17 protein-coding genes are annotated in these 22,759 nt (G+C 61.4%); 11 read left to right on the top strand and 6 right to left on the bottom strand.

Annotation, left to right across the window (positions count from 1 at the left end; translation table 11 throughout):
• Nucleotides 1–876 precede the first annotated feature (876 nt).
• From ABNX08_RS41250 to ABNX08_RS41220, 7 genes are read left to right on the top strand one after another with little or no spacing between them, the layout of a single operon-like run.
• Complete coding sequence (locus ABNX08_RS41250) at nucleotides 877–2,016, top strand: polysaccharide biosynthesis/export family protein (protein WP_349605754.1); 1,140 nt, start codon at nucleotides 877–879, stop codon at nucleotides 2,014–2,016.
• Nucleotides 2,013–2,450 (top strand): low molecular weight protein-tyrosine-phosphatase, encoded by a 438-nt coding sequence (locus tag ABNX08_RS41245; RefSeq protein WP_349605756.1) that lies wholly within the window; start codon nucleotides 2,013–2,015, stop codon nucleotides 2,448–2,450. Before ABNX08_RS41250 ends, ABNX08_RS41245 begins: the two co-directional genes overlap by 4 nt.
• A 21-nt stretch (nucleotides 2,451–2,471) precedes the next feature.
• Nucleotides 2,472–4,706: a polysaccharide biosynthesis tyrosine autokinase gene (locus ABNX08_RS41240; RefSeq protein WP_349605758.1), complete on the top strand. Its 2,235-nt coding sequence runs from the start codon at nucleotides 2,472–2,474 to the stop codon at nucleotides 4,704–4,706.
• Nucleotides 4,707–4,754: 48 nt separating this feature from the next.
• Nucleotides 4,755–5,834 (top strand): hypothetical protein, encoded by a 1,080-nt coding sequence (locus ABNX08_RS41235; protein WP_349605759.1) that lies wholly within the window; start codon nucleotides 4,755–4,757, stop codon nucleotides 5,832–5,834.
• Nucleotides 5,797–7,029: a polysaccharide pyruvyl transferase family protein gene (locus tag ABNX08_RS41230; RefSeq protein ID WP_349605760.1), complete on the top strand. Its 1,233-nt coding sequence runs from the start codon at nucleotides 5,797–5,799 to the stop codon at nucleotides 7,027–7,029. The genes ABNX08_RS41235 and ABNX08_RS41230 overlap by 38 nt, the downstream gene beginning before the upstream one ends.
• Entirely contained in the window at nucleotides 7,029–8,228 is a 1,200-nt protein-coding gene (locus ABNX08_RS41225; RefSeq protein ID WP_349605762.1) for a polysaccharide efflux transporter, read from the top strand. Before ABNX08_RS41230 ends, ABNX08_RS41225 begins: the two co-directional genes overlap by 1 nt.
• A 4-nt stretch (nucleotides 8,229–8,232) precedes the next feature.
• Complete coding sequence (locus ABNX08_RS41220) at nucleotides 8,233–9,519, top strand: hypothetical protein (protein WP_349605763.1); 1,287 nt, start codon at nucleotides 8,233–8,235, stop codon at nucleotides 9,517–9,519.
• Between the two features lie 21 nt (nucleotides 9,520–9,540).
• Here the strand turns inward: ABNX08_RS41220 and ABNX08_RS41215 are convergent, their stop codons facing one another.
• Both ABNX08_RS41215 and ABNX08_RS41210 read right to left on the bottom strand, forming a co-directional pair.
• A complete protein-coding gene (locus ABNX08_RS41215) occupies nucleotides 9,541–10,635 on the bottom strand; it encodes a glycosyltransferase (protein WP_374063760.1) in 1,095 nt (364 codons plus the stop codon).
• Between the two features lie 108 nt (nucleotides 10,636–10,743).
• The gene (locus ABNX08_RS41210; protein ID WP_349605803.1) at nucleotides 10,744–12,123 is read right to left on the bottom strand and encodes an undecaprenyl-phosphate glucose phosphotransferase; all 1,380 of its coding nucleotides are present in this window, start codon (nucleotides 12,121–12,123) and stop codon (nucleotides 10,744–10,746) included.
• Nucleotides 12,124–12,777: 654 nt separating this feature from the next.
• Here ABNX08_RS41210 and ABNX08_RS41205 point away from each other — a divergent pair.
• From ABNX08_RS41205 to ABNX08_RS41190, 4 genes are all read left to right on the top strand, one after another.
• Nucleotides 12,778–13,599 (top strand): transcriptional regulator, encoded by an 822-nt coding sequence (locus ABNX08_RS41205; RefSeq protein WP_349605765.1) that lies wholly within the window; start codon nucleotides 12,778–12,780, stop codon nucleotides 13,597–13,599.
• Nucleotides 13,600–13,879: 280 nt separating this feature from the next.
• Entirely contained in the window at nucleotides 13,880–15,580 is a 1,701-nt protein-coding gene (locus tag ABNX08_RS41200; protein WP_349605766.1) for a hypothetical protein, read from the top strand.
• Nucleotides 15,581–15,758: 178 nt separating this feature from the next.
• Nucleotides 15,759–16,880: a hypothetical protein gene (locus tag ABNX08_RS41195; RefSeq protein WP_349605767.1), complete on the top strand. Its 1,122-nt coding sequence runs from the start codon at nucleotides 15,759–15,761 to the stop codon at nucleotides 16,878–16,880.
• A 1,192-nt stretch (nucleotides 16,881–18,072) separates the two neighbouring features.
• Nucleotides 18,073–18,813, top strand: a complete 741-nt coding sequence (locus ABNX08_RS41190; RefSeq protein ID WP_349605769.1) for a transcriptional regulator — start codon at nucleotides 18,073–18,075, stop codon at nucleotides 18,811–18,813.
• A gap of 64 nt (nucleotides 18,814–18,877) precedes the next feature.
• Here ABNX08_RS41190 and ABNX08_RS41185 read toward each other — a convergent pair whose 3' ends face one another.
• The 4 genes from ABNX08_RS41185 to ABNX08_RS41170 all read right to left on the bottom strand — a co-directional run bounded on the left by ABNX08_RS41185 (nucleotide 18,878) and on the right by ABNX08_RS41170 (nucleotide 22,745).
• A complete protein-coding gene (locus tag ABNX08_RS41185; RefSeq protein WP_349605770.1) occupies nucleotides 18,878–19,111 on the bottom strand; it encodes a muconolactone Delta-isomerase family protein in 234 nt (77 codons plus the stop codon).
• A 292-nt stretch (nucleotides 19,112–19,403) separates the two neighbouring features.
• Nucleotides 19,404–20,411 carry a tripartite tricarboxylate transporter substrate binding protein gene (locus ABNX08_RS41180; RefSeq protein WP_349605771.1) on the bottom strand — a complete coding sequence of 336 codons (1,008 nt, stop codon included), beginning with the start codon at nucleotides 20,409–20,411 and terminating at the stop codon, nucleotides 19,404–19,406.
• 124 nt (nucleotides 20,412–20,535) lie between these two features.
• Nucleotides 20,536–21,765, bottom strand: coding sequence for a Gfo/Idh/MocA family oxidoreductase (locus ABNX08_RS41175; protein WP_349605772.1), 1,230 nt, complete (start codon nucleotides 21,763–21,765; stop codon nucleotides 20,536–20,538).
• The gene (locus ABNX08_RS41170) at nucleotides 21,762–22,745 is read right to left on the bottom strand and encodes a PDR/VanB family oxidoreductase (protein WP_349605773.1); all 984 of its coding nucleotides are present in this window, start codon (nucleotides 22,743–22,745) and stop codon (nucleotides 21,762–21,764) included. The genes ABNX08_RS41175 and ABNX08_RS41170 overlap by 4 nt, the downstream gene beginning before the upstream one ends.
• Nucleotides 22,746–22,759 lie beyond the last annotated feature (14 nt).

The following is a 22,759-nucleotide window of genomic DNA, read 5'->3' as shown; positions in this document are numbered from 1 at the left end:
ACCCCCCAAGCGTTGGGACTGCATGCGGCAAAAGACGTGGTTGTAGGCGAAAAGGATCGCCGGCCAGCTTGATCAGTTTCGTCACGACCAACTGCGGTGCTGCCAAAATAGCGCAACGTTTGGCGCTTGCGAAATCGCGGTAGCTATTAGCGCCGACCATCGCGCATGCCGAACGTAGATGACGAAAACCAACCGTCAGTGCCGACTCTGAACTTTCCCCACCACAGTGTGGGGCCCACCGAAGCGGGGTAAGACCCGGTCCACTTCCCCACCAATAATCAGAGCCGGCAAGCACTGACCCCGTTGCCGCTCCCGTAAGGGTGTAGGCGCTTCCCCGCGGCTACACCCTCTTTTTTTGTGCTTTTCGCAATCTGCGGGAAACAGGGAACAAGTACAGAGACGGCCGGATAGAAGGAGGGCAGGTATGCGTCGGATCAGCGGTGGCGCAGGGCCCGAACCAGGCAGCAAACGGGCTTCCCAATATGCGATGCGAGGCCACGCGTGACGGATTTCTTCCAAGCGCAGCGCGGCACACCTGCGCCCCGATATCGCTTCGGTGACGGCCCTCCCTATTTCGTTTCCACTCTGATGGGGGGATAGGAAACTTGCTAAAAATGCCGGTTCAGCCTTGAAGATGTAGTCCCACGCGCCATAAACTTCGCCGGTCATTTGCGAAATGACGCAGTGCAAAAAGAGCGCACCTTCGCGCCAGGTAACACGAAGCTAACACCGCCAGGTTCAAGTCCGCAGGCAGTGCCAACAAGCGGAAAGGCACCTACGTGTGCCATGTCGAACAAGCGGAATCACCGCGACTCAACCCGCTAAGGAGACGGCGGGGAATACGGATCTTCTTGCAAACAAGGGAATCATCGAGACGTGCTAAAGCTTTCAAGCAGCTTGAGGTTTGGCAGGGCCGCCATGTGCCTGGGGATCGTTCCGTTGCTGGCTTCCTGCGCACTCGCGCCGGGAATGCGCTTCGACCCACAGCGCCCACTCGATCCGGAGGATCCCGAATCGGTGCCTAAAGTCACACAGATCACACCGGCGCTGGTGCGTACGCTAAAGGCCGCCACACCACCAGCGAACGCCGGGGTGGAGGAGCTATTCGCCGAGCCGAAGCCCTATACCGTAGGCGTCGGTGATATTCTCTCGATCGTTGTGTGGGACCACCCGGAGCTGGTATTCCCCACGCAAACCTACTCGATCGGGGCCGCCTACGAGATTCCGAACTACAGCGGGGCTGCCAACATACCGGGCTACGTCGTCAGTCCCGCGGGCACCATTCAGTTTCCTTATGCCGGTGTGCTCAAGGTTCTCGGCCAGACTCCGGATCAAATCCGCGGGCAACTGAGCACTCAGCTAAAGCCTGTCGTCACCTTGCCACAGGTCACCGTACGCGTGCTCGCCTTTCGCAGCAAGCGTGTCTACCTCGACGGCGAGGTCAAGACGCCTGGCCCGCAGAATATCGACGATGTGCCCATGACGCTGGTCGAAGCGCTCAACCGCGCTGGTGGCGTGAACGTCTTGACTGGTGACAACAGCCGCATTCGCATCGCCCGGGACGGCAAGACTTACTTCGTCAGCCTGCCTGCAATGTTGCAGCAAGGCATCGACCCGGCCCGCATCCTGCTTCGCAACGGTGACATCGTGCGCGTGGAGCAACGTGAGGACAGCAAGGTCTTCGTGACCGGCGAAGTCGTGAAGCCTACTCCGGTGATGCCGCGAAACGGCCGGCTCACGCTGAGTGAAGCCATTGGTGAAGCTGGCGGCCTGAACCCCAACTCGGCTAACGCCAAGGAACTTTACGTGATCCGCAAGAGCGCGGACGGACAAGCCGAGGTGTTCCACCTGGACGGCAAGTCCCCTGTCGCCTTTGCCCTGGCCGAAGCGTTCGAATTGAAGCCGCGGGACGTTGTCTACGTGGATGCCGCAGGCGTAGTTCGTTGGAGCCGCGTGATCAACCAACTGCTGCCGAGCGGAAACTTCTTTACGTCCACGGCAAACGCAGTCAAATGATCAAGACCGTACTCGTCGTCTGTATCGGCAATATCTGCCGCAGCCCGATGGCAGAGGGCCTGCTCAAGCGGGCGTTGCCCGAGGGCAACGTTGCCTCCGCCGGGCTGGGGGCGCTTACTGGACAGGCTGCCGATCCAGAAGCGGTGGACCTCATGACTGATCAGGGGGTGGATATTTCCGGCCATCGCGCCCAGCAACTCAGTTACGTCATGATCAGGCGCGCCGATCTGATACTGGTCATGGACGGTGCCCAGCGGCAAGAGATTCAGCGCTTGCACCCCGCTACCACAGGACGGGTATTCCGCTTGGGCGAACTGGGAAAGTTTGATGTGCCTGATCCCTATCGCCGGCCACGTCCGGCATTCGAGAACGCGCTGCAGCTGATCCAGCGCGGTGTGGAATCCTGGGTGCCCCGCATCCGGGCCTTGGGTTGAACCGATACTGTCCTGCCTCCAATGAACCAATCCACTTACGTTCCTGTCGTGGCGCCCAGTCAGTCGGAAGAGATCGCACTCGTTCGCTATCTGGACGTACTCGTGGCAAGCCGCTGGCTCATTGCGGCGATTGGCATTGCCATCTTTGCGCTTGGTGTGGCCTACGCGTTCCTGGCGCGGCCGATTTACGAGGCGAACATCCTCGTGCAGGTTGAGGACAGCCAGAACAGTCCCAATGGCCTGCTGGGCGACGTTTCCTCGCTATTCGATGTCAAGACGCAGGCGACCGCGGAAATCGAGATCTTGCGCTCGCGCATGATTGTCGGCAAGGCAGTGGACAATCTGCGACTCTATATCGATGCGAAGCCGAAGTATTTCCCTCTGCTCGGGGCCTGGATCGCAAGCCAGTCGAAGGGGCTTTCCGAGCCGGGCCTGTTTGGCATGGGGGGATACGCCTGGGGTTCGGATTCCATCGCGGTTTCCACGTTCGACGTCCCCGAGGAGCTGCAAGGCGAGAGCTTTATACTGGTGAGCCTGGGCGATGGGCGCTACAGGCTGGAGCAGAGCAGTCTTGATAAGCCTATCGAGGGCCGTGTGGGGGAAACCGTCGAGGCGGAGCATGGCGTTGGCAAGATCCGGCTGCTGGTGAGCGCACTGAAGGCGAAGCCCGGCATTGTCTTTAACCTTGTGCGCAACTCCCGCCTGAAGACGTTGGAGCAGTTGCAGCTTCAGTTGAATATCGCGGAGAAGGGCAAGCAGAGCGGCATGATCGGCGCCTCGCTCGAAGGCAATGATGCCAAGTTGACCGCAGCCATTCTGAACGAGATTGGTGACGCGTACGTGGCGCAGAACATCAATCGCAAGGCGGCGGAAGCGGAAAAGTCCCTGATCTTCCTGAACAATCTGCTGCCGCAGTTGAAGGGTGAGCTCGAACGTGCCGAAGTCAAATACAACGCCATGCGCAATGAGCGGGGCACCTTCAATCTCAGCGAAGAGGGCAAGGCATTCCTGCAGGAGAGCGTGACGGCCGAAACCTCGCTGCTCGAACTCAAGCAAAAGCGTGCCGAGCTTGTGACGCGCTTTGCGCCAGGTCATCCTTCCATGCAGGCCATAGACCAGCAGATCGCCGCGCTCGGTGCGAAGGTGGGATCGATCGCCAGTCGTGTGAAAGCGTTGCCCAATCTGGAGCAGGATACCTTGCGCCTGATGCGCGACGTCCAGGTCAACAATGACCTCTACGTTGGCATGCTGAACAATATGCAGCAGCTCAAGTTGGTGAAGGCCGGCAAGGTTGGCAGTGTGCGCCTTGTGGATAGCTCGCCGGTGCCCGAAGAGCCGGTCAAGCCCAAGAAGGCCCTCGTCATCGTCCTGGCTGCGATGCTTGGCGTCCTGGCGGGCGCGGTGGTGGCCTTTGTCCGCAACGCCCTGTTCGGTGGGATTACGGACCCCAAGGATATCGAGGAACATACCGGTCTCAATGTGTATGCCACCGTTCCCCAGTCCGAGCACCAGATAACCCTCAGCAAGGAAATCCATTCGCGTAAGCGAGGCCAGTATCTTCTGGCGGATCGCTATCCGAACGAGCCATCAGTGGAAAGCCTGCGCAGCCTGCGGACATCGCTGCAGTTTGCCATGCTGGATGCGACCAACAACCGCGTGCTGCTGACCGGCGCGACCGCCGGGGTGGGCAAGTCCTTCGTCTCGGTCAATCTGGCGGCCTTGATGGCGTCGGGCGGCAAGCGCGTTTTGCTGGTGGACGCCGATCTGCGCAAGGGCTACCTGAATCAATATTTTGGCAAGGACCGGGAGCCCGGCTTGTCCGACGTGCTGGCCGGGAAGCTTACACTGGAAGAGGTCATTCACCGCGACGTCGTCCAGGGGCTCGACTTCATCGGCACAGGGACGATACCCCCCAATCCAGCTGAGCTCCTGCTCAACGAGCGCATGGTCAAGTTGCTCGAAGGCCTCAGCGACCGCTATGACTTGCTCATGATCGACACGCCTCCGGTGCTGGCCGTCGCCGATGCGGCAATTCTGGCTGAGCGGTGCGGCACGGTCTTCCTGGTCACGCGCTTTGGCAAGAGTTCGATTGGGGAGATATCGGAGTGTGCCAAGCAACTGGGGCAGGTCAATGTGAGCGTGAAAGGGGTGATCTTCAATGGACTCGATGCCAATGCCTTCCGCTATGGCTACGGTTCCAAATATGGGCGCTACCGCTATGCCTACTACGGCTACTCCCAAAGCGAGAAATCGTGAAACCTTAACGCGTTGGCCATCGGGACACTCCGATAGCAAGAGATCGAAATGCACGCCACGAAACTGGATCGCGATTGGATGCTTGCGGAGCGTGGGCTGGCCACCGTCGCCAGCATGCTGTTGAGCCTTCTCTATCTGACAATCTATTTCTTCGGTCGCGAATCGCTTCCTGAAAAGTGGGTGACCGATTCGAACAAGATGCTGGAATTCCTCGTAACCGGCTCGTCCAACTTCGACGATTCCTTCGCCGCCACCGCAAGGGTGTTTTCCTTCTTTGGCCCGGAGTATGTGAACGTCGTCGCCGCCAGCGTTGGCGTTGCCTACCTCGTGGTGGCGTCGAGCCGCGTCGCGAGCTTGCGTGACCTGGCTGCGCGCTGGCTGTTCGTCCTGCCCTGCATGCTGCTGAACCTACTCGCACCCGGCAAGGAGACCGTCGTGATCGCCATGTCGATCATTCTTGTCGCATGCGGCATGTCCCGGTCGGTGTCTTCCCGCGGCCTCGTCGTCATGAGCATCGTGTTCTACGGATGCTATGCCCTATTCATCCGGAACTATTACGCAATGATCCTGGTGCTCGCGCTCGGCATCCGCGCGTCGGCACGGCTTACCCCGGCATGGAAAGGCGTCGTGCTGGTCTGCCTACTAGGCGCGATCCTGGTAGCGCCCTCCGAGATCCTGTACATCCTCCAGTCGCCCAGGGATATCTCCAACAATTACGCGCTGAGCATCGGTAGCGACAACAGAACGATGATCTGGAATCTTTATCCGCCTACCTCGGGTGTCAATTTCATCGTCAATTACCTGTATGCGGCCGCCATGTTTGTGTTGCCGGTGATCAGCTTTCGCGCGCCGGTCGATCTTGCCATGATGCTCATGCACTTTGCGATAATCCGCGTAGCCCTGCACGGCTTGTCCGGGACGCTACCGGCGGGTGAGGAATACCGCAAACGCCGCTGGTTTGCCACGCTGATTGTGGCGCATATCCTGGTGCAGTTCATATTCGAGCCGGACCTGGGAAGCTATGTTCGCCATCTCACATCGGTCAGCTTGTTTCTCATTCCTCTGCTAACTTTGCCCTCGGCCAATCAAGATGAAGCACGTCGTCATATGTGCGGTGCCGTTCAGTGACAACCTCGGCGATGCCGTGATCGCCGAAACACTGGGCTTCCTGATCCGTCAGACCTTGCCGGGTTGTCGCATCAGTTACCTCGACATCGCGGGACGCACCCAGCTCGGTGAAAGCTCACTGAAGAAGGGACGCCTGATGCGAGTGTTCTCCAGGTTGCCTGGCTGGGCACGGATTCCTGCGTTGACCCTTGCCATCTGGATGAAATACCGGCGGCTGTGGCGCGCCAGATGGAAGCAGCAACTGGCCGACGCGGATGTCGTCGTGATTGGCGGCGGTCAACTACTGTGCGATGTAGACCTCAATTTCCCCTTAAAGCTCTACCTTCTGGCCCAGTGCCTTGGGAAGAACGCGACGGTCGCCCTGGTATCGGTAGGCGTGGCGGGCAGCTGGTCCAAGGTGGGGAGATATCTCCTCTCAAAATTCATAAAGCAGGCGACACCGCAATTCATCTCCGTCAGGGACGAGAATTCCCGTCGCAATCTTGTCCGCGTCGCCGGGGGCACGTGTTCCGACGTCACCATCATTCCCGACCCCGCCATCCTGAGCTCGGCCCTCTATGCGGACAAGGGGCTGGAAAAGCGCTGGGATGTGGGTATCTGTGTATCGGACGTCGAATCACTGAACTACAACGCGGATCTGGCCACCGTATCGGAGCAGGGCCGGGGCATGGGCATGTTCGTGGAGCTGGTGACCAAACTGCGGCGCAGCGGCCAAAGTGTTGTGCTGTTCACCAACGGCGCGGAGGAAGACAATATCGCGGCGACTTCGGTCTGCGACCGGCTCGGCGTTGGTGGTGTTGACTTCATCCTGCCCAGATCCCCGGCGGAACTGGTCTCGATCATTGCGGGATGTCAGAGCATGGTTGGCCACAGAATGCATGCGAACATCATCGCATTCAGTTTCGGTGTGCCGTCCGTTGGCATTGTCTGGGACACCAAGGTCGCCTCGTTCTTCAGGCTGAGCGGGCGCGGTGATTTCGCGGTGCGGCAGACGGCCTGCGCTGACGACCTGATCGAAAGGCTGGCGTACGCTCGATCTTTGGGCGCAGCACAGTTCAAACGATCGGCGCGGCTCGACCACGACATTACGCATGGATTGTCCCTGCTTTTCGGTCAGACGCTGGCGATGCCGAGCCCATCGTCGGCGCCCCAGGCAGAGATCAAGGCGGCGCCTTCGCGTGAGGGAGGGCAATAATGCGCCGCATGCTGTCAGCGCTTGGCGCGGTGTTCGAACAGGCCGCGTACACGGCAGTGCAGTTCGGCATTAACGTGGCGCTCGCCCGGTCTATGGACGTGGCTGGCTACGGCCTGGTTGCGGTTGTGCTGTCCCTGGTGGTGTTTATCAATATCTTCTATGTCTCCTTCCTTCATGAGCCGGCCCTGATTGAGGGGATAAAGTTCCGCGTGGGCTTCTCGATGGAGGTTGCCGTGCTAACCGTGTTTCCGGTCACTGCGGGTTCGATCCTCTACCTGTACGGGCATGGCCTGAGCACCTCGGCCTGTGCGGCGGCCGCCGTGCTGTTCGCCAGCTACACCGCATACTGGGTGCTCCGGACCGCAGGCGCGAAGGCGAGAGGCTATACCGGGCTGCTGGTCTGCCACACGCTGATCGGTGGCGGCGTTGCCATGATTGGCCTGGCGTCCAACATACAGCAGGCGCCCGCGGTGATGCTGATGCTGGCCGCTGCGATCCTGCTCCCCACGCTGCTCGGGGCCGGTGCCATCCAGCGCGATGGGCGGATCGAAATTATCTCGGGAAGGCCGGCCTCCCCGCGGAAGTGGTTGGCATTTGGTGCAAGTTCAGCCAGCGCACAGCTGATGAGCTGGCTGGTCGGCCCGGGCCTGGTCGTGCTGCTGGGCTCGCTGGGACACTTTGCCGACTCGGCAAAATTCCGGATTCTGCTGACGGTCCTGCTGCCAGCCCAATATATCCTGATGGCGCTTGGCTATCACTTGATGCCCAAGTTTGCGGCCTCATTCAAGCAGGACGACGCCCTGACGCTGACCAAGACGTCTGTCATATTCGTGCTGGGCGGCGTCGCGCTGGCCGGTGTGCTGAGCGTGCTGTTGCTGCTGTACGGCGATCACCTCGTCGTCATGCTGTTCGGCGCGGCGTATGGGGATCTCGATGTGCGCTTCTTTTCGCTGTTCCCGATCGTGTTCGCCGTCGTCATGTGTCTGAGAACCTTGTTGAAATCCTTCGACATGGCCCGCGCCATTTTCCTTGCTGCGAGCATCGGCCTGCTGGCAGGAATCGGCCTTGGGGCATGGCGCTATCCTCAGCTCGACTACCTCGTGGCAGCGCAGATCATGCTGGTGTCGTTCCTCACCATTGCGCTGATCCAGACTGGTGCGCTCGCAATGGGCGTGCTTCGCAGGCATGGCCTCGAATAGGGGCTTGCGCGGCCGTGCGTTGGCGCGCGCGCTGGCCCTGGCAGCGCACGTGGCGGTGTTTGGTCTGTTGCTTTGTCAGCAGGCGCACGCCGGACTGCGCGAGGCGCCGAGGCGGATTGCATCGATGCCGGCCTTTGCCGTGCAGATCGATCCCGCCACGGTGTCCTATCGCGACCTGACCACGATCAAGAGCCTGGGATTCTCGCTTGTGCGCTTCGGCGTGCGGCCCGAGGTGGTCCAGGGGCATTTGACGCCGCAGCGCTACTTGCAGGTCATTGGCCAGGCGCGCCAGGCCGGCCTGCACCTGCTGATCACGCTTTACGGCGGACGGTTTATCTGGGGGGATACTGGCGAAGACGGTTCGAGTGACGCGAATGAGGCCAAGTTCGCCGAGTTCGCAGTCCAGTTCATGCGGCGCAACAAAGGGCCGGATCTGTCGTACGAGTTCTGGAACGAGCCGGACAACCGGACCTTCCTGCATCCCTCGGTACCAATCTCACGGCTGATCTCGACCGCCGGCAGGATTTGCGACGTGCTGGCGCAGCAGGGCATCGCTCCGCTGCCATCTCTCTACATGTTCGGTCTTGCGCGGCTGCCGAGGCCAGAGAACCCGGCCGCGGAGCTGTCATTTTCCCGATGGCTGACGGATCCGCGCTTGAGCTGCTTTAAGGGCTTGAGCATTCATCCATACCGGGCCATGCCCGAGACGCTCTTGCAGGACTATCGGCAACTGAGCGGCCGGGTCCGCAACTCAACACGTCCGTTTGCCGAGCTGATTGTCAGCGAATGGGGCTATGCCTCGTACCTTCCGGTGCGCAGTGAGGCAACGCAGGCCGCGTTGATCGCCAGGCAGGTGCTCTCCGGCGTCATTGCCGAAGTGCCCATGCTGGGCATCTATGCGTGGCGCGATCGGGGCGAGGCCCGGTGGGACCGAGAGGCAAATTTCGGTCTGCTGCGGGCGGATGGGTCGGAAAAGCCCGTCATTGCCGTGCTGCGCGATTTGCTGGGCGTCCTTGTTGGTGCGAAGGATGCGGAGTGGCGCGAGCGTAACGGAAGCTTCGTCCTGACCCTGCGCAAGGAGGGCGCGGTCCACCGCATCTATTGGGGACCACAAAGCAAGGCCATGATGCTCGAGGAACTGGACAAAGGAAGGGCGGAGGGCTGCAAGGTCCGGGCCTTGGGGACGTCCACCGGGGCGCGGCCTTGCTCGGCGATGCGGCAGGCCGATGCTGAGCTTGCCAATGGGGCGATTCTGCTGGTCAGTTTGGCAGGCGGCGCGGTGCCGCCCTGACCAGCAGAGTCGGTGGCCGCGCTAGGCAAGGACTTCGCGTGAATAGAAGGATTCGAATTTCCTGGCCTGGGTCACGATATTGAACTCGGACTTCGCACGCGACGCGGCTCGCTCGGACATGGTTTGCCAGAGCTTGGCGTCCCCGACGATGGCTTCAATGCAGCTTGCCATGGAGGGGGCATCGTCAACCGGAACGATGAAGCCGTTGCTGCCATCGACGATGATGTCCTTGATGCCGTCGACGTCGGTGCCGACCACTGGGATGGCCAGGGCATTGGCCTCCGCGAGCACGTAGCCGAAGCTTTCGTAGTGCGAGGTCAGCACCACGACTGCGGCGGAACCCATCAGCGCCAGCAGATCGGAGCGGCTCATCCACGCGATGGTCGTCACATCCTTGCCCTCGACCAGGCGGCGCTCTTGCAGCAGTGCATCGAGCGTAGCCCGGTCATCCTCATAGTGGCCGTAGCCAACCAGCATAAACTCGATGTCCGAGCGCCCCTGGAACAGCTTGGCCACGTCCAGGAACATGGGGATGTTCTTCTGTCGGCTGATGCGCGCCACCATGATCACGCGTTTGACGCCGGTAGCCAGCCGCCTGTTGACCGGCGGCAGTCGTGGCTCCACGGCATTCAGTATCGAATGCGCGCGTTCTTGCGGCAGCCCGACCTCATGGATGGCCCGATGGCGCTCCGACGGAGAGGTCGCCAGTACCACGTCCGTCAGACGATGCAGCAACCGCTCCGCCATCAGGAACACGCGCCGCTTGATCCCGCTCAGACCGAGGTAGTAATAGGCATGGGGAGTATAGACAACGCGCACGTTCAATCCGACGCACGCCAGCCGCCCCACCAGTCCCGCTTTCGAACTGTGCAGGTGAACAATCTGCGGTGCAACGCCTTTCACCAGCGCCCGCAACCTGAGCGCCGCCTTCAAGTCGTTCACCGGATCGAGCTTGCGGGGAATCGGCACGTAGCTGACTCCAAAGTTGCGCGCTTCTGCAATGGCCGAGATGGAGCATTGCTTCGGCAGGGCGAAGTGGAAGCTGATGTTCTCGACATTGATATGGGATGCCAGCAGGTGGAGGTAAGTCTCGACACCGCCCAGGCATTCGGTCACATGCAGGACTTTGATCATCGGGTTGCGTTTTAAGGTGCGTTTTAAGGTGCGTTTCAGGGGCGCATCGGATTGCGCATCGGATTGCCTATCGGGATGTGGCCGCTGGCCTCAGTAAGCGTTGCTTCCCACCCAGCCCCGGAACGCGGTCCAGAAGATGATTCGCAGGTCCAACCAGAATGACCAGTTCCGTATGTAGAAGATGTCGTGCTCCACCCGCTTGGCCATCTTGTCCAGGGTGTCGGTCTCGCCGCGATAGCCGTTGACCTGGGCCCAGCCCGTGATGCCGGGCTTGACGCGGTGGCGCAGCATGTAGAAGTCCAGCTGTTCTTTGTACATATTGTTATGCGCCATGGCGTGCGGCCGGGGGCCTACCACGCTCATTTCGCCCTTCAGCACGTTGATGAACTGTGGCAGTTCGTCCAGGCTGGTACGGCGCAGGAAAGCGCCAATTGCCGTCACGCGGCTGTCGCCTTTGGTGGCCTGCGTGACGACGCCGTGCTCGCTATGCACCTTCATGCTGCGGAACTTATAGACGTGGATGACGCGCCCATCCATGCCGAGGCGTTCCTGCTTGAAGAAGACTGGCCCCGGCGAGTCGCGCTTGATCAGAATGGCGATGAGCAGGAACAGCGGCGACAGCGCGATGAGCACGAGCGCGGAAAAGGCGCGATCGAAGATCGCCTTGATGGTGCCCCGCACGCCGAGCGAGGGTGGCTTGTTCATTTCCACCGCGGGCATGCCCAGGAAGTTGCCGACGTTGTGGTTGAGCAGGTCAAAGTCGAGCACGCTCGGCATCCACTTGATGTCGATGAAGTCGTTGCGCAAGGAGAAGGCGATTTCCTGCATCAGGCGATACTCACTCATCGGCAGGGTGAGCCAGATCTCGGCAATCCCGCGCTCGCGCGCGAAATCCGCGATGTGGGCGCTGTCGGTGATGCGGGGCCGTCCTTCTGGCGTGGATTCGCCTTCCGGGGCATAGATGCCGCTGATCTTGAATCCGGTGGTGTGGCTGGCGGTCGCGCGGCGGTACATCTCCTGACCGGTACGGCCGAAACCCACGATGATCACGCGCTTGTTGTTGGCGCCGGCAACGCGCAGCAGGTTGAGCACGGCACGGCTGACGACACGCAAGCCCAGCAGGCCGGCCAGCGAGAACGCGTACCAGTACACCATCCACAAGCGGGACAGCGAATCGGCCTGGTGAAGCAGGTAGGTCAGCAGCAGGCTCACCAGCCAGGCCAGGCTCCACGCAGACAGCAGGCGCGCAGCGAGTGAGATCAGGCTGCGGCCACGCCAGGACGTGTAGACGTCGAACCCTGGCAGCACGATGAAGGCGATCGCACAACCAAAGTACTGGATGAACTGGTGGATCGGCGCGTGCGCAGTGGCAAACCGCACTTCACTGGCCAGGATTGCCGCAAGCCAGATGGCGCCGGCGTCGAGCAGGCGAGCCATCAGCGCGAGCTGATCGTGGTGCCTGGCAAACATATCGCGATAGATACCCAATTGCTTCCCCCAGAAGCGTTCGAGTAATGGGCGCTCAAGCGAGTGCCCATGCCCTTGTTGTCTCCTCCGAACTTGCAGTCCGCGCATAGTGGCGGCCAGGCTCGTTACGTTGGCATGCATCGTCTTTGCGCATGCTCATGGTGTGAACAAAGCAGAGTCGTGCGGGACTGCTTCGCGGCAGCCGGTTCCATGGCGTGGCAGCGGTCAGCTGCTGACCGGCCACTGGCCGCATCCTTGAGGGCCGTCCATGGAACTGCAACGCTCTCTTACTGCCGGTGCGCTGATGGCCCCGGCGTGCTCCGTGTTTTCAGGAGCGAATAGTGCGATGCAGCGAAATGCGTCGGTACCCTTCATGAGAAGGGAAAGCCCGGGCTTGGTCGAGTTGCCTTCGTGTTGAAGCTGTCCCCTGCTATTCGCGATGGCCCTCGTCGATTTTCGCGCGCGAAGATGCCGTGCAACTGACTTGAGCGTTACCCCGCTCAAGGAGGGAAGCGAGAAGGCAGCGCACCCCTCGCACTGGGGGTGAGAATAAAAACGTTCGCGAGCAGATTCGGGACCGCCGAAGTTCGTGGGATGCGCATGAAAAGTTGATGCGGCTCGGCATCCGTGCATCCTTCAGTCAACCGCGGTAATGAAATGAGAAAGAAGACAGAGCCACATACGGTATTCACGCGGGAGCAGCTGGATTCTTATTTCGCGTCGTACGTAGGGATGGAAGGCGGCAACCCGGGCGCTGCAGTATGGTTCTGCGATAGCGCCCCGCATCCAAGCGGGGCGTCGCTATTGGCCCCGTTGGCTCCGCATGTACAACCTGGCGCATGGGATGCTGCATACCGCTACAAGTATCGCCACCACATGGAGCGCTGGCAATCGCACCAGAAGATTGCCAGGATCATGTCAGCAGCGCGCGCACAGGTCTTCAAGAAGGCCATAGGCGAGCAGGACTGGAGGCATTACTTCGATCATCATCTGTACGCGCCGCACGGCGCCGAGTTCAAGCTCAGTCTGTTTCCGCTGCCCGCGCGCCTGATCAACCAGACGCCGTGGTCGAAGGCGTTTCGCGGCCAGCCGGAGCTCTTGCCCAAGCAGCGTTACCTTGACCTTTGCCGCGATGGTCGGCGCTTCGCCTTCATCGATGCGATTCGCCGACGCTGGAAGCCAAAGGTGGTGATATGCCTGGGCGAGCGGCACGCCGACGACTTCGTGCAGGCGTTCGCTCTCGCGAAGGTGCGCGCCACCGACCACGTCCTGCAGCCCGCCGATCAGCCCAAGACCTTGCGCGTGCTCGAGCGAGACGGCACCACGTGGCTCATCTGTCCGCCACTGGCTGGCGCAGCGGGACTGATGTCCGATGTGTTGCTTGACGCGATGGGGCAGTACATCACGCGCTGGCTGCAGCCGGACGATTTTCCCGGACGCTCCACTGGCGCAGTCGAACCGATAGCGAGGCCATCATGAGTCATGGCGAGCGTGGGGCGTTGATCCCGCTGGCCTGCCTGTGGGATCTGCGCTGGCAACGGATTGACTTTCCCCCGCCAAGTAGGGGTGACACGGTTTGGTGGATGCGTTTATCTGCGTGCTGGCGCGATTTGCAAGCGGCTGCTGCAGGATCCGCTCACAAATTCGTGCGTGGCGCCAGAGTCAGCGTAGGGCGCTGAAGACTGTGGGCGGCAGTATCCCGTCGCAGGTTTCCCCACCATGTTTCGTTGTATCGAAGTATTGATCTCAGGAGAGCAGCGTGCAAAGCAAAACCCGGAACATCTTCATCCTTGGCATCATGGCATCTGCCGCAGCAACGCTGGTGGCTTGCGGTGGCGGCGACGATTCGTCCTCGCCTACCCAGCCTTCTGCCACGGTGAGCGGTAAGGCGGTGGACTTCTATCTGTCCGGCTCGACTGTCACCTTCCTCGATTGCGACAACAAGACCGCGGCCACGAATGCAACCGGGGACTTTACCTTCCCGGCAGGTTGCACCAAGAGCGCGCTGAGAGTGACCGGCGGCACCGATATCGGTACCAACCAGCCGTTCACCGGATTGCTGCAGGCACAAGCGCAGGATTATAGGGAGGGCGTGATTCAGGTGGTCTCGCCGCTGACCACGCTGGCGGTCCAACTCGGCTCGGGCCAGGCCGTACCTCTCGCGACGGGGCTCGGCCTGGCAGGCAAGGACCTGGCCACGCTCGACCCGATGCAGGACGCCACCGCGCTGCGGGCGGCGGTCGTGGTTCAGCAACTGGTAGACCACGTCGCTAAGACACTGACGGGTCTGGGCACTGGCGGAACGCTTACTCCCGCGGATACGGCCGCAGCGGCCTCCAAGGCGGTCGCCGGCGCCGTGGCCAGCGCATCGGGCACGGCTGATCTGACCAGTAGCGCGTTAGTTACGAGCGTGGTGTCTAGCGCTGTACAGAACGCCCAATCCGGCCTGCCCGCCAGCCTCCAGTCGGACATCGGCGCCGTGGCAGCCAATGTGGCCGCACTGGCCGCCCCGGTGATCACGAGCCAGGTGACAAGCGTGAGCACCGCGCTGGAGGCCATCAATCTGAGCAGCAGCCCAGCCGAGACGTTGTCGGCCCTGACGGAGGGTGGATCGATCAACGTCGTGACCGCGAGCGCCCAGTCCACGACGACCACGGCGCTGGTCCAGGCAGTGACCCCTGACGGGCTGACGGATGCATCGAACACGACCAAGCTGGCAGAGCTCGGTGATGCAGTGTCGACCGGCAATACTGCCGAGATCCAGCAAGCAGCTGTGGGCCTGGGCAGCGCGGTGGATGCTGGCGCGATCAACAGCGTGGCGAACGCGGTCAGGCTGAACAACTCCCTGCTGCTGTCAAACCTGACGATCAACGGCACGAATTACCCGATCACCGACACGATCTCGGCCACGGGTGGCACGCTGGGCGCGATCCAGGTTGCGTTGACGCAGAATGGGGATGCCTTCAACGGCGGCCCGTCGCAAGTGCGCGCCGGCCTGAGCTATACCTACGGCGGCAATCAGGTCGATGTCATCATCGAGAACGTGACGCTGACGTTTAACGGGTCACAACTGGTGGGTGCGGTGGTGCCGGCCAACACCGCGTATTCGTTCCGGATCAGCGGCAACCTGTCGGCCGCGGCAAGCCTGACCAATAGCGTTGCCGACAATCTGTTCTCCAGCGCCAACGGCGGCTCGCTGAACCTGCCGTTCACGGTGTTCCTTGGCAAGCTCAGGTCTGCCGGGGCGTTGAGCCAGGCGCAGGTTGACGCGCTCACGCCAAAGGCGGTCAGCACGTTCCCCGTGACGTTTGCGACAACCACCGGTGTCAACGGCAGGGATGTGAGGCTGGGCATGCTGGTCAACGGCGGCGTGGAGTTCGCCAAGACGGCGTTGGTGAAGACTGACTCCCAGATGGTGGTCGGCGACGGCCTTAAGACGACGGTTACGCTCAACCCGTGACCGGCGAGTAGTGGCGCCGTGGTGCCTTCCGCCCGGATGGGGAAGGCCAGGCCCCCGGTCATCCGAACGCGTGTCGCAATGCTGTGCCGCGGGTGACCGGGTTCCTTTTGTGTCTGCGTCGTGCGCCTCCCCGGAGCGCGCCACGCATGAGGCTTGCCCAGTGGCCTCGGAGTTTCCTATGCAGCTATCTCGCAAGCGCCGGCTGGACCACGCCTGCGCCCTGATGCTGGGCCTGTCGTGCGCGGGTGCGGCCAGTGCCGCCCCGGACGATGTGTTCATGCAAGCCGAGCCCACCACCGGCGAATTCACCTCGGTGCGGGTGGAGGCCAGCTACGACATGGTCGATCGCACCGTAGATGTCTTCAACCTGCGCGGCCGGCAGGGGTCCGTGTCGGAAAATGCCGGCGATTATCGAGGTGGCAAGCTGATGCTGGGCTACAAATTCTCGCCGCACTGGTCGGGGTCGGCCACCTACTGGCGCCGTGGCATTGACTACGGGCAAGACCACAACCAGATCGATACCTGGATGTTGGCGATGCACTACGACCCTCTGGCCGAGCCCGGTGCTCGCGATCGCATCATGCTGCGCTTCTCACTATGGGGCGACCACTCCGGCAGCCTGAACCGCTCGTCGCCAGTGTTGGTTCGCAATACGACGTTCAACAGCCTCACTGTGAATAACGCGAATGATGTCCAGGCCCAGGCCGACGTCATCTTCTCCGGCGAGTTGACTGAGCGCAACCAGCTCACCGGCTTCATCGGGCTCGGCATCAGCCGCGTGACGATCGGCAGCATCAATACGCGCCTGCAGCGAGGCAATTGCAATTTCAATGTTGCCATCGGCTCCGACAATCTCGCCAATGGCCAACTGGCTGCGCCGTGCAACGTGGGCAACGTTACCCTCCAATCGGCGTCGTTCGCGGTCGACGCCAGCCAGTTCGGGCTGAATTTCAACGACGATTTCAACTACACGGCCGGCTATCTGAACCTGGGCGGGTCATGGCGCTGGAAGTACGAGCGATTTTCGGCGCGGCTCGGATACCAGTTCCAATACCTGCTGCGCAGCAATGTCGATAGCCGCACGCAAACCTATGGCAACTCGCCGATCCGCTCCAACCATACGCTGGGTCTGGAGCTATCGTATGCGGTAGTGAAGAACGTGGAGGTGTTCCTGCGCGGCCAGGCGTCGCTGTACAACTTCGTCGGCACTATCCCATTCCTCTATAACGCGACGACCGCGGGCAAGCTGGATCGGTACTACGGCTATGGCTCGATCGGCATTCGTTTCTCCGGGTTCTGAGTTTGAGATCCAAGATCTTCACGGCACTGATTGAGATTACGTTGCACGACGCGGCCTGTGACCGGTTCGTGGACACTTCAGCGCCTGTCGACCCGTTGTGTAGCCGGCCACCCAGACGAGCTTGTGGACAGAAGGATCAAGGAGTCGTTCAAGCCCCGGCGCGGCCATCTTGCAAGCTATCCTCCACAGAACATCGCTTACGAGCCAACCGATGGACGATTTTTTGGAGCGGTGCGCACGTAGTTGGTGCGCTGGGCAGTTCCTAGCGAGCGGGTTCACTCTTCAGGGCTTCGTTGGGCGTTGGCGGATGCCACTTCATAGAAGACGGTCGCGGGCGATGGCAGTTGCCTCCTATTTCCAGGGCCTGTCAGCACATTTCTATCCCCTCTGGTGAGGGGATAGAAAACAGAAAATCCCAAAAATATTGCATCGCAGCAAGACCACTTATGTCAGACCTTAGAAGATTGAAATTCCTAAGTTAGGAAGATTTGGTTAGAATTAATTCAATCGAAAAAAGATCTGTAGATAGCTATATCAGTGGAATGAAAGTCGCGGAGCTGCACGTTTGGATGAATATTAATATTATCTTTGGCGTCAATTGTCGCTAAGCGTGCAATGCCAATGGAGTCAGTTTTTCTACATGGCAAAATTCACATAATGACAGTAATTATCCTTGGTTAAGGGATAGCGCAGGTTCACAGTTTCCTCTCGAGTCGAGATTGCGTTCGGCCGCCCCATGACTGGATTTTCATGTCCGATGGCGCCGCATGCGAGTACGAGTCTAGCCCCATCATTCAAGCAGGAAGTTCAGGGCATTAGAAAAGACCCGATCAGCGCAAGGATGCCGCCCCCGGCGGCGCACTGAATCCTTCGCACCCTGCCTGCGAAATAAAGATTTGTGAAAGACCGCAGCAGCACGTTCGCCCCGGAGGCGGCGGCATGCTGCGGCATTGATTATCGGGGGTCCCACTAAGCAACAAGGGATAATATGCAGCATTCACAGGTGTTCGCGCGTCAGGAACTGGACCGATATTTTGCCTCCTACGTTGGCATGGAAGGAGGCAACCCAAGGGCTCCCGTCTGGATATGCGACCGAAGCCCTGCGTGGTCAGAGCCACTCGTGGCACCGCTACAGCCGCGTATGGCACCACCAGCTTGGGACGCCGTGTTCCGCCACCAGCACCGGGAAGACATGGGCAAGTGGTTCGGCCATCAGTGCGTGGCGCGTATCATGGCCGCCGCGCGGGCTGAGGCGCTGCGCGTTCGGCTCGGCGACAACGACTGGGAACAATACTACTGGCACCATCTCTACTCGCCACGGGGTGCCGAGTTCAGGCTCAGCCTGTTTCCGCTGCCTGCCCATGTCGACGGGCGAACGACGTGGTCCAAGGCGTTCCGAGGTCAGCCTGAACTTATCCCACAGTCACGCTACTTGAGTCTGTGCCGACATGGCGAACGCTTCCGGTTTCTCGCAAAGACTCGCGCCCGCTGGCGCCCGAAGGCGGTCATTTGCCTAAGCCATCGCCATACGGACGAATATATCGAAGCCTTCTCGCTAGGCGGGCTTGCCAGCGAAGAGTACGCACTCCAGCCGGCAGACCAAGTCAGGCGCCTGCGCCTCTTTACCAAAGACGGGACGACGTGGATCATCTGCCCGGCTATCGGCGGCAGCGCCGGAATGACGTCGCAGGTTCAACTCGATGCGTTCGGAAAGTTTCTAGGTATGCGCCTGGCAGAGAGCGACTTCAAGCACTGCGCCGATCTCGATGCCGTCGACCACGCACCGTCGGCGCGGCCGGAGCGCTTGCCGGAGCCGTACCAGATGAGCAGGCTGCCTGCCGAGGCGGCTGGTTGTCGTACGGTGGAACGTGTACGACCAGCGTTTCCCGCAAACGAACCCGCGCGGGCGGGCAATTGCGAAACTTTTGCCTAGTGCTACATGAAAAAAACTGATGTAAAAAAATTTCAATTTTTTCAAGCCAATATATTTGACACAATTATCGCTCTTCATCCATTTTGAATTTCCCAATTGCAGGTACCGTTAGCGCGGTGATGTCTACATCGAAGATGCTGACGTTGGCATAGCGGCCGGCCATGCGCCACAGGTGCGGCCACTTGCCAGACTTCTGGATCTCGATAGCGCGCGCCTTCTCGGCAGCCTTTATGGCCTCGGCGCGCTCCGGCGCGAGAGAGTCGGGGATCTTTACGTCCATCTGTACGCAGTAAAGCATGGTATCGTTTTTTTAGCCGAGTGCACGGGCATTCAGGCCGCGCTGTCTGCACTGGCGATGCTAGCGGTGCGAAAGGGCTTGAGCCGGCCGATAAACGTCTTGCCATGTATCGAGCAGGCCAGGAACGCCGCTCTCTGACTAGCGGCACCCACGGTCGCGGCCGCAGCAGGCTACGATGCGCCCGTTAGCGCACATATGGGCGCCGCTAGCAGAATTAGTGAGCGCCAACAGCTGGCGTGAATCCTGAGCCTGGTCATTAGGCTCAGGAATAGCGTCGGATGGACTTTGCTACTTACTCGGCCACGACATGCGCAAGCTTGATGGTCTGCGCATAGCGAGCCGCCTCGTCGTCAATGACCCTCGCGTAGTCCGCGCTGGATCCTCCCACGGGTTCGATACCGGCAACGTGGAACTGCGAGACCACCTCGGGCATATTGACTGCCTCGGAAACCGCGTTGGCCATTTTCTTAACCACGGCGTCCGAGGTTCCCTTTGCGGCAAGCAACCCGACCGTCACAGCGAAGTCGTATCCTGGCACCACCTCGGAGATCGCCGGAATCTTCGGCGCAAGAGCGGAGCGCTTCAGGGAGTTGGTGCCGAGAATCTTGACTTGGCCCGATTTGACGAAGCCCGATAGCGACGGCAAGGCAGCAAACACCACCTGGACTTGGTCCCCGATCAAAGCCGGAACGGACTGGCCGGAGCCACGAAACGGTACGTGCTTGATATCCAGCTTGAGGGCAGTTTTCAGTGCTTCCATCGACAGGTGATGGGTGCTGCCGATGCCGGAAGATCCATAGTTCAGCGTGCCCGATTTGGATTTCGCCAGCGCGACAAAATCGTTGAGTGAGTTGGCTGGAACGCGTGCATTGACGGCGAGGAAGAGCGGAGACCTGGCGGCAAGCGAGACGGGTACGAAATCGCGCTTGGGTTCATACGACAGGTTCTTGTAAATCGCCGGATTGATGGACATCATCGAGCCGTCGGTCACCAGGAACGTGTAGCCGTCGGCAGGGCTCGTCATGAGCGCCTGGGCGGCGACCACGCCATTGGCGCCGGGCCGGTTGTCAACGACGACCGGCTTGCCCAAGCGTTGGGTGAGTTGCTGGGACAAAACGCGCGCAACGGTGTCAGGCAAGCCTCCGGGCGCGTAGGGAACGATAAAGCGGATGGGCTTGGTGGGCCAGGCATCGGTGCTGGCCATGGCCAATGCGGGAACGAATGCTGCGGTGAGGCCGAGGCCGAGGCCCAGGCTGAGGCAAAGCCTGCGTCGTGCAAGCCGGATTTGGGGGCGGTTCATGTGTTGTCTCCACTTTACGATCGTAGTGCATGCGGCGGCCCTTGGCGATGCCGTTCTGACGACGGCATTCGTGGGCTCGCTGCGCGAGGGTTATCCGGATGGTGGTCTTGGGCGAGCCATGGGTTCAGGCGACCGGTGATACGTCGACCGGATGTGGCGAAGCCCTCGCCTGGCGCGTGAGCGTTACGTCCCGATCGTCGCGCGCCGAGGTCAGCATCGCCAGGCAGACCTCGAGCGTGGACCGCGCCCACGCGCCGTCATGGAGCGGGTTGCGGCCATGGATGACAGCATCGACCAGTTCGTCGATGACCTCGAAGCGGGGTACCGCCGGTGCCGGCAGGGGGATGTGCTCGCGCTGCGTGTCGGCGTAGACCCAGATGCCGTCCGGCATCGGCCGGATATCGGCATGCTCGCAGCTCACGATGACCGGCCCGAAGTGCTGGTTGGCGAGCGCGCGTGCCGTGCCGGCCGGGGCCTGCCACGACGGGCCGCCGTAGGTGCCATCCGTCTTCAGGCGCGCCTCCGCCTGCGCCGAGCCGATCGACGCCAGCTTGCGCCGTGCGCGGCCGTAGTCCTCCTCGTGCGTGGCGAATCCCATTTCGCTGAAGCCGCCGTTCCACGGGTCCGTGTCGAAACGGCCATAGCCGCTGTAGGTCAGCGACGCGTAGGCACCGTCCTCGAACCAGAGCATGGCGCTATAGGCGCCCTCGGTCGGCCGTGCCGGGTCCCATCTGCCCAGTGTCGCCCGCACACGTGTGGCGGGCGCGCCTGCCAGCAATCGCACCACGTCGACCTGGTGCGCGGCCTGGCTGAACACCACGCCGCCGCCGGCCTCCGTCTGCAATTCCTCGGGGCGCCGCGGGCGATACAGGAAGTCGGTGTAGTTCAGCGCGTGGATCATGCGCACTGCGCCGAAGCGCCCTGACGCGATCAGTTGCCGCGCGTGCAGGTATGGCGAATCGAAGCTGTGGCAATGCCCCACGATTATCCGTACGCCGCCGCGCTCGCAAGCCTCGATGATCTGGTCGCACTCGGCCAGCGAGATCGCCATCGGTTTCTCCACGAGCAGGTGCTTGCCGTGTTCCGCTGCCAGGCACGCATGCGCAGCATGGTACTGATGAGGGCTCGCGATGTAGATGGCGTCAAGGTCTGGCGACGCCGCCATGGCCGCCAGGTCCTCATAGACGGGCGCATTGAAATCGCGCGCGAACTGCTGGCGTGCCGCCTCGCGGGGATCGCAGGCGGCGGCGAGGCGCACGCGCTGATCCGCGAGGAACGTAGGCAGCATCAGCGAGAAGGCCCGGCCGAGCCCGACCACGCCCAGGCGCACTTCCCGGGTTGCGTTAGCGCTCATAGGTCGATCACCAGCTCGGCGCACTTTGCCCGCGAGACGCAGATCATCACCTGATGGTCCATCTCCTCCGGCATCAGCACCATGTCGCGATGGTCCGCCTCGCCCGAGACCAGCCCGGTACGGCATGTGCCGCAGGTGCCGCTCTCGCAGGACGATGGCACATTGCAGCCATGCTGGCGCAGCACGTTCAGGATGCTCGCGCCGACCGGCACTTCGTAGCGTTGCCCGCTGCGGCTGAGCACCACGTCGAACGGCTTGTCGTCGGCACGCACGCCGCCGCCCTCGTTGAAGCTTTCGAAGTGGATCCGGGTGGCGGGCCAGTGCCCCGACATGTCGCGCACCGCCTCCATCAGGCCGCGCGGACCGCAGCAGTAGATGTGGGTGTCGCTCGGACGCTCGAGCACCGGCCACAGATCGAAGGCCTTGGCGGGATCGCCGAAATCGTGGTGGATCTTCACCTTTCCCTTGAGTTCGGGCGCCTGCAGCTCGTCCAGGAAAGCGGTGCTCTCGGGCGAGCGCGTGAAGTAATAGAGCCGCCATTTTTCGGTGGAAAGCTCGCCAAAGCTGCGGATCATCGACAGAATCGGCGTGATGCCGATGCCGCCGGCGATGAAGACGAATGCTTTGGCGTCCTCCAGCAGCGGGAAGGCATTGTCGGGCAAGCCGACCGGGATCAGGTCGCCCTCGCTGGCATCGTCGCACAGGCTCTTCGAGCCACCCTGTCCCTGTTCGTCGCGCTTCACGGTGATCACGTAGCGGTGACGCTCGGCGGGGTCGTTGCACAGCGAGTACTTGCGCAGCATGCCGTTGGGCACCTGCACCTTGATGTGAGAGCCCGGCGTGAACGGAGGCAGTTCGGTGCCGTCCGCCTGCACGAACTCAAAGCTGCGGATGCCTTGCGCGGCGTCTTGGATGCGCGCGATGCGCAGCAGCATCGGCGTATCGGCGTGGGGCTCGGGATGGAGCGGTGTGGTAGTCATGATGCGCATTCCTG

Source organism: Cupriavidus sp. DF5525 (assembly GCF_040149425.2).
GTDB lineage: Bacteria > Pseudomonadota > Gammaproteobacteria > Burkholderiales > Burkholderiaceae > Cupriavidus > Cupriavidus pickettii_A.
Note: the sequence above shows the minus strand (reverse complement) of the source record. Positions and strands in the feature narration are given on the sequence as shown.

Bases quoted from the DNA above. Each gene is read 5' to 3' on its own strand.
- ABNX08_RS41245 (WP_349605756.1), top strand. From the start codon at position 2,013: ATGATCAAGACCGTACTCGTCGTCTGTATCGGCAATATCTGCCGCAGC.
- ABNX08_RS41240 (WP_349605758.1), top strand. From the start codon at position 2,472: ATGAACCAATCCACTTACGTTCCTGTCGTGGCGCCCAGTCAGTCGGAA.
- ABNX08_RS41235 (WP_349605759.1), top strand. From the start codon at position 4,755: ATGCACGCCACGAAACTGGATCGCGATTGGATGCTTGCGGAGCGTGGG.
- ABNX08_RS41230 (WP_349605760.1), top strand. From the start codon at position 5,797: ATGAAGCACGTCGTCATATGTGCGGTGCCGTTCAGTGACAACCTCGGC.
- ABNX08_RS41225 (WP_349605762.1), top strand. From the start codon at position 7,029: ATGCGCCGCATGCTGTCAGCGCTTGGCGCGGTGTTCGAACAGGCCGCG.
- ABNX08_RS41210 (WP_349605803.1), bottom strand. From the start codon at position 12,123: ATGTTTGCCAGGCACCACGATCAGCTCGCGCTGATGGCTCGCCTGCTC.
- ABNX08_RS41205 (WP_349605765.1), top strand. From the start codon at position 12,778: ATGAGAAAGAAGACAGAGCCACATACGGTATTCACGCGGGAGCAGCTG.
- ABNX08_RS41195 (WP_349605767.1), top strand. From the start codon at position 15,759: ATGCAGCTATCTCGCAAGCGCCGGCTGGACCACGCCTGCGCCCTGATG.
- ABNX08_RS41190 (WP_349605769.1), top strand. From the start codon at position 18,073: ATGGGCAAGTGGTTCGGCCATCAGTGCGTGGCGCGTATCATGGCCGCC.
- ABNX08_RS41185 (WP_349605770.1), bottom strand. From the start codon at position 19,111: ATGCTTTACTGCGTACAGATGGACGTAAAGATCCCCGACTCTCTCGCG.
- ABNX08_RS41180 (WP_349605771.1), bottom strand. From the start codon at position 20,411: ATGAACCGCCCCCAAATCCGGCTTGCACGACGCAGGCTTTGCCTCAGC.
- ABNX08_RS41175 (WP_349605772.1), bottom strand. From the start codon at position 21,765: ATGAGCGCTAACGCAACCCGGGAAGTGCGCCTGGGCGTGGTCGGGCTC.
- ABNX08_RS41170 (WP_349605773.1), bottom strand. From the start codon at position 22,745: ATGACTACCACACCGCTCCATCCCGAGCCCCACGCCGATACGCCGATG.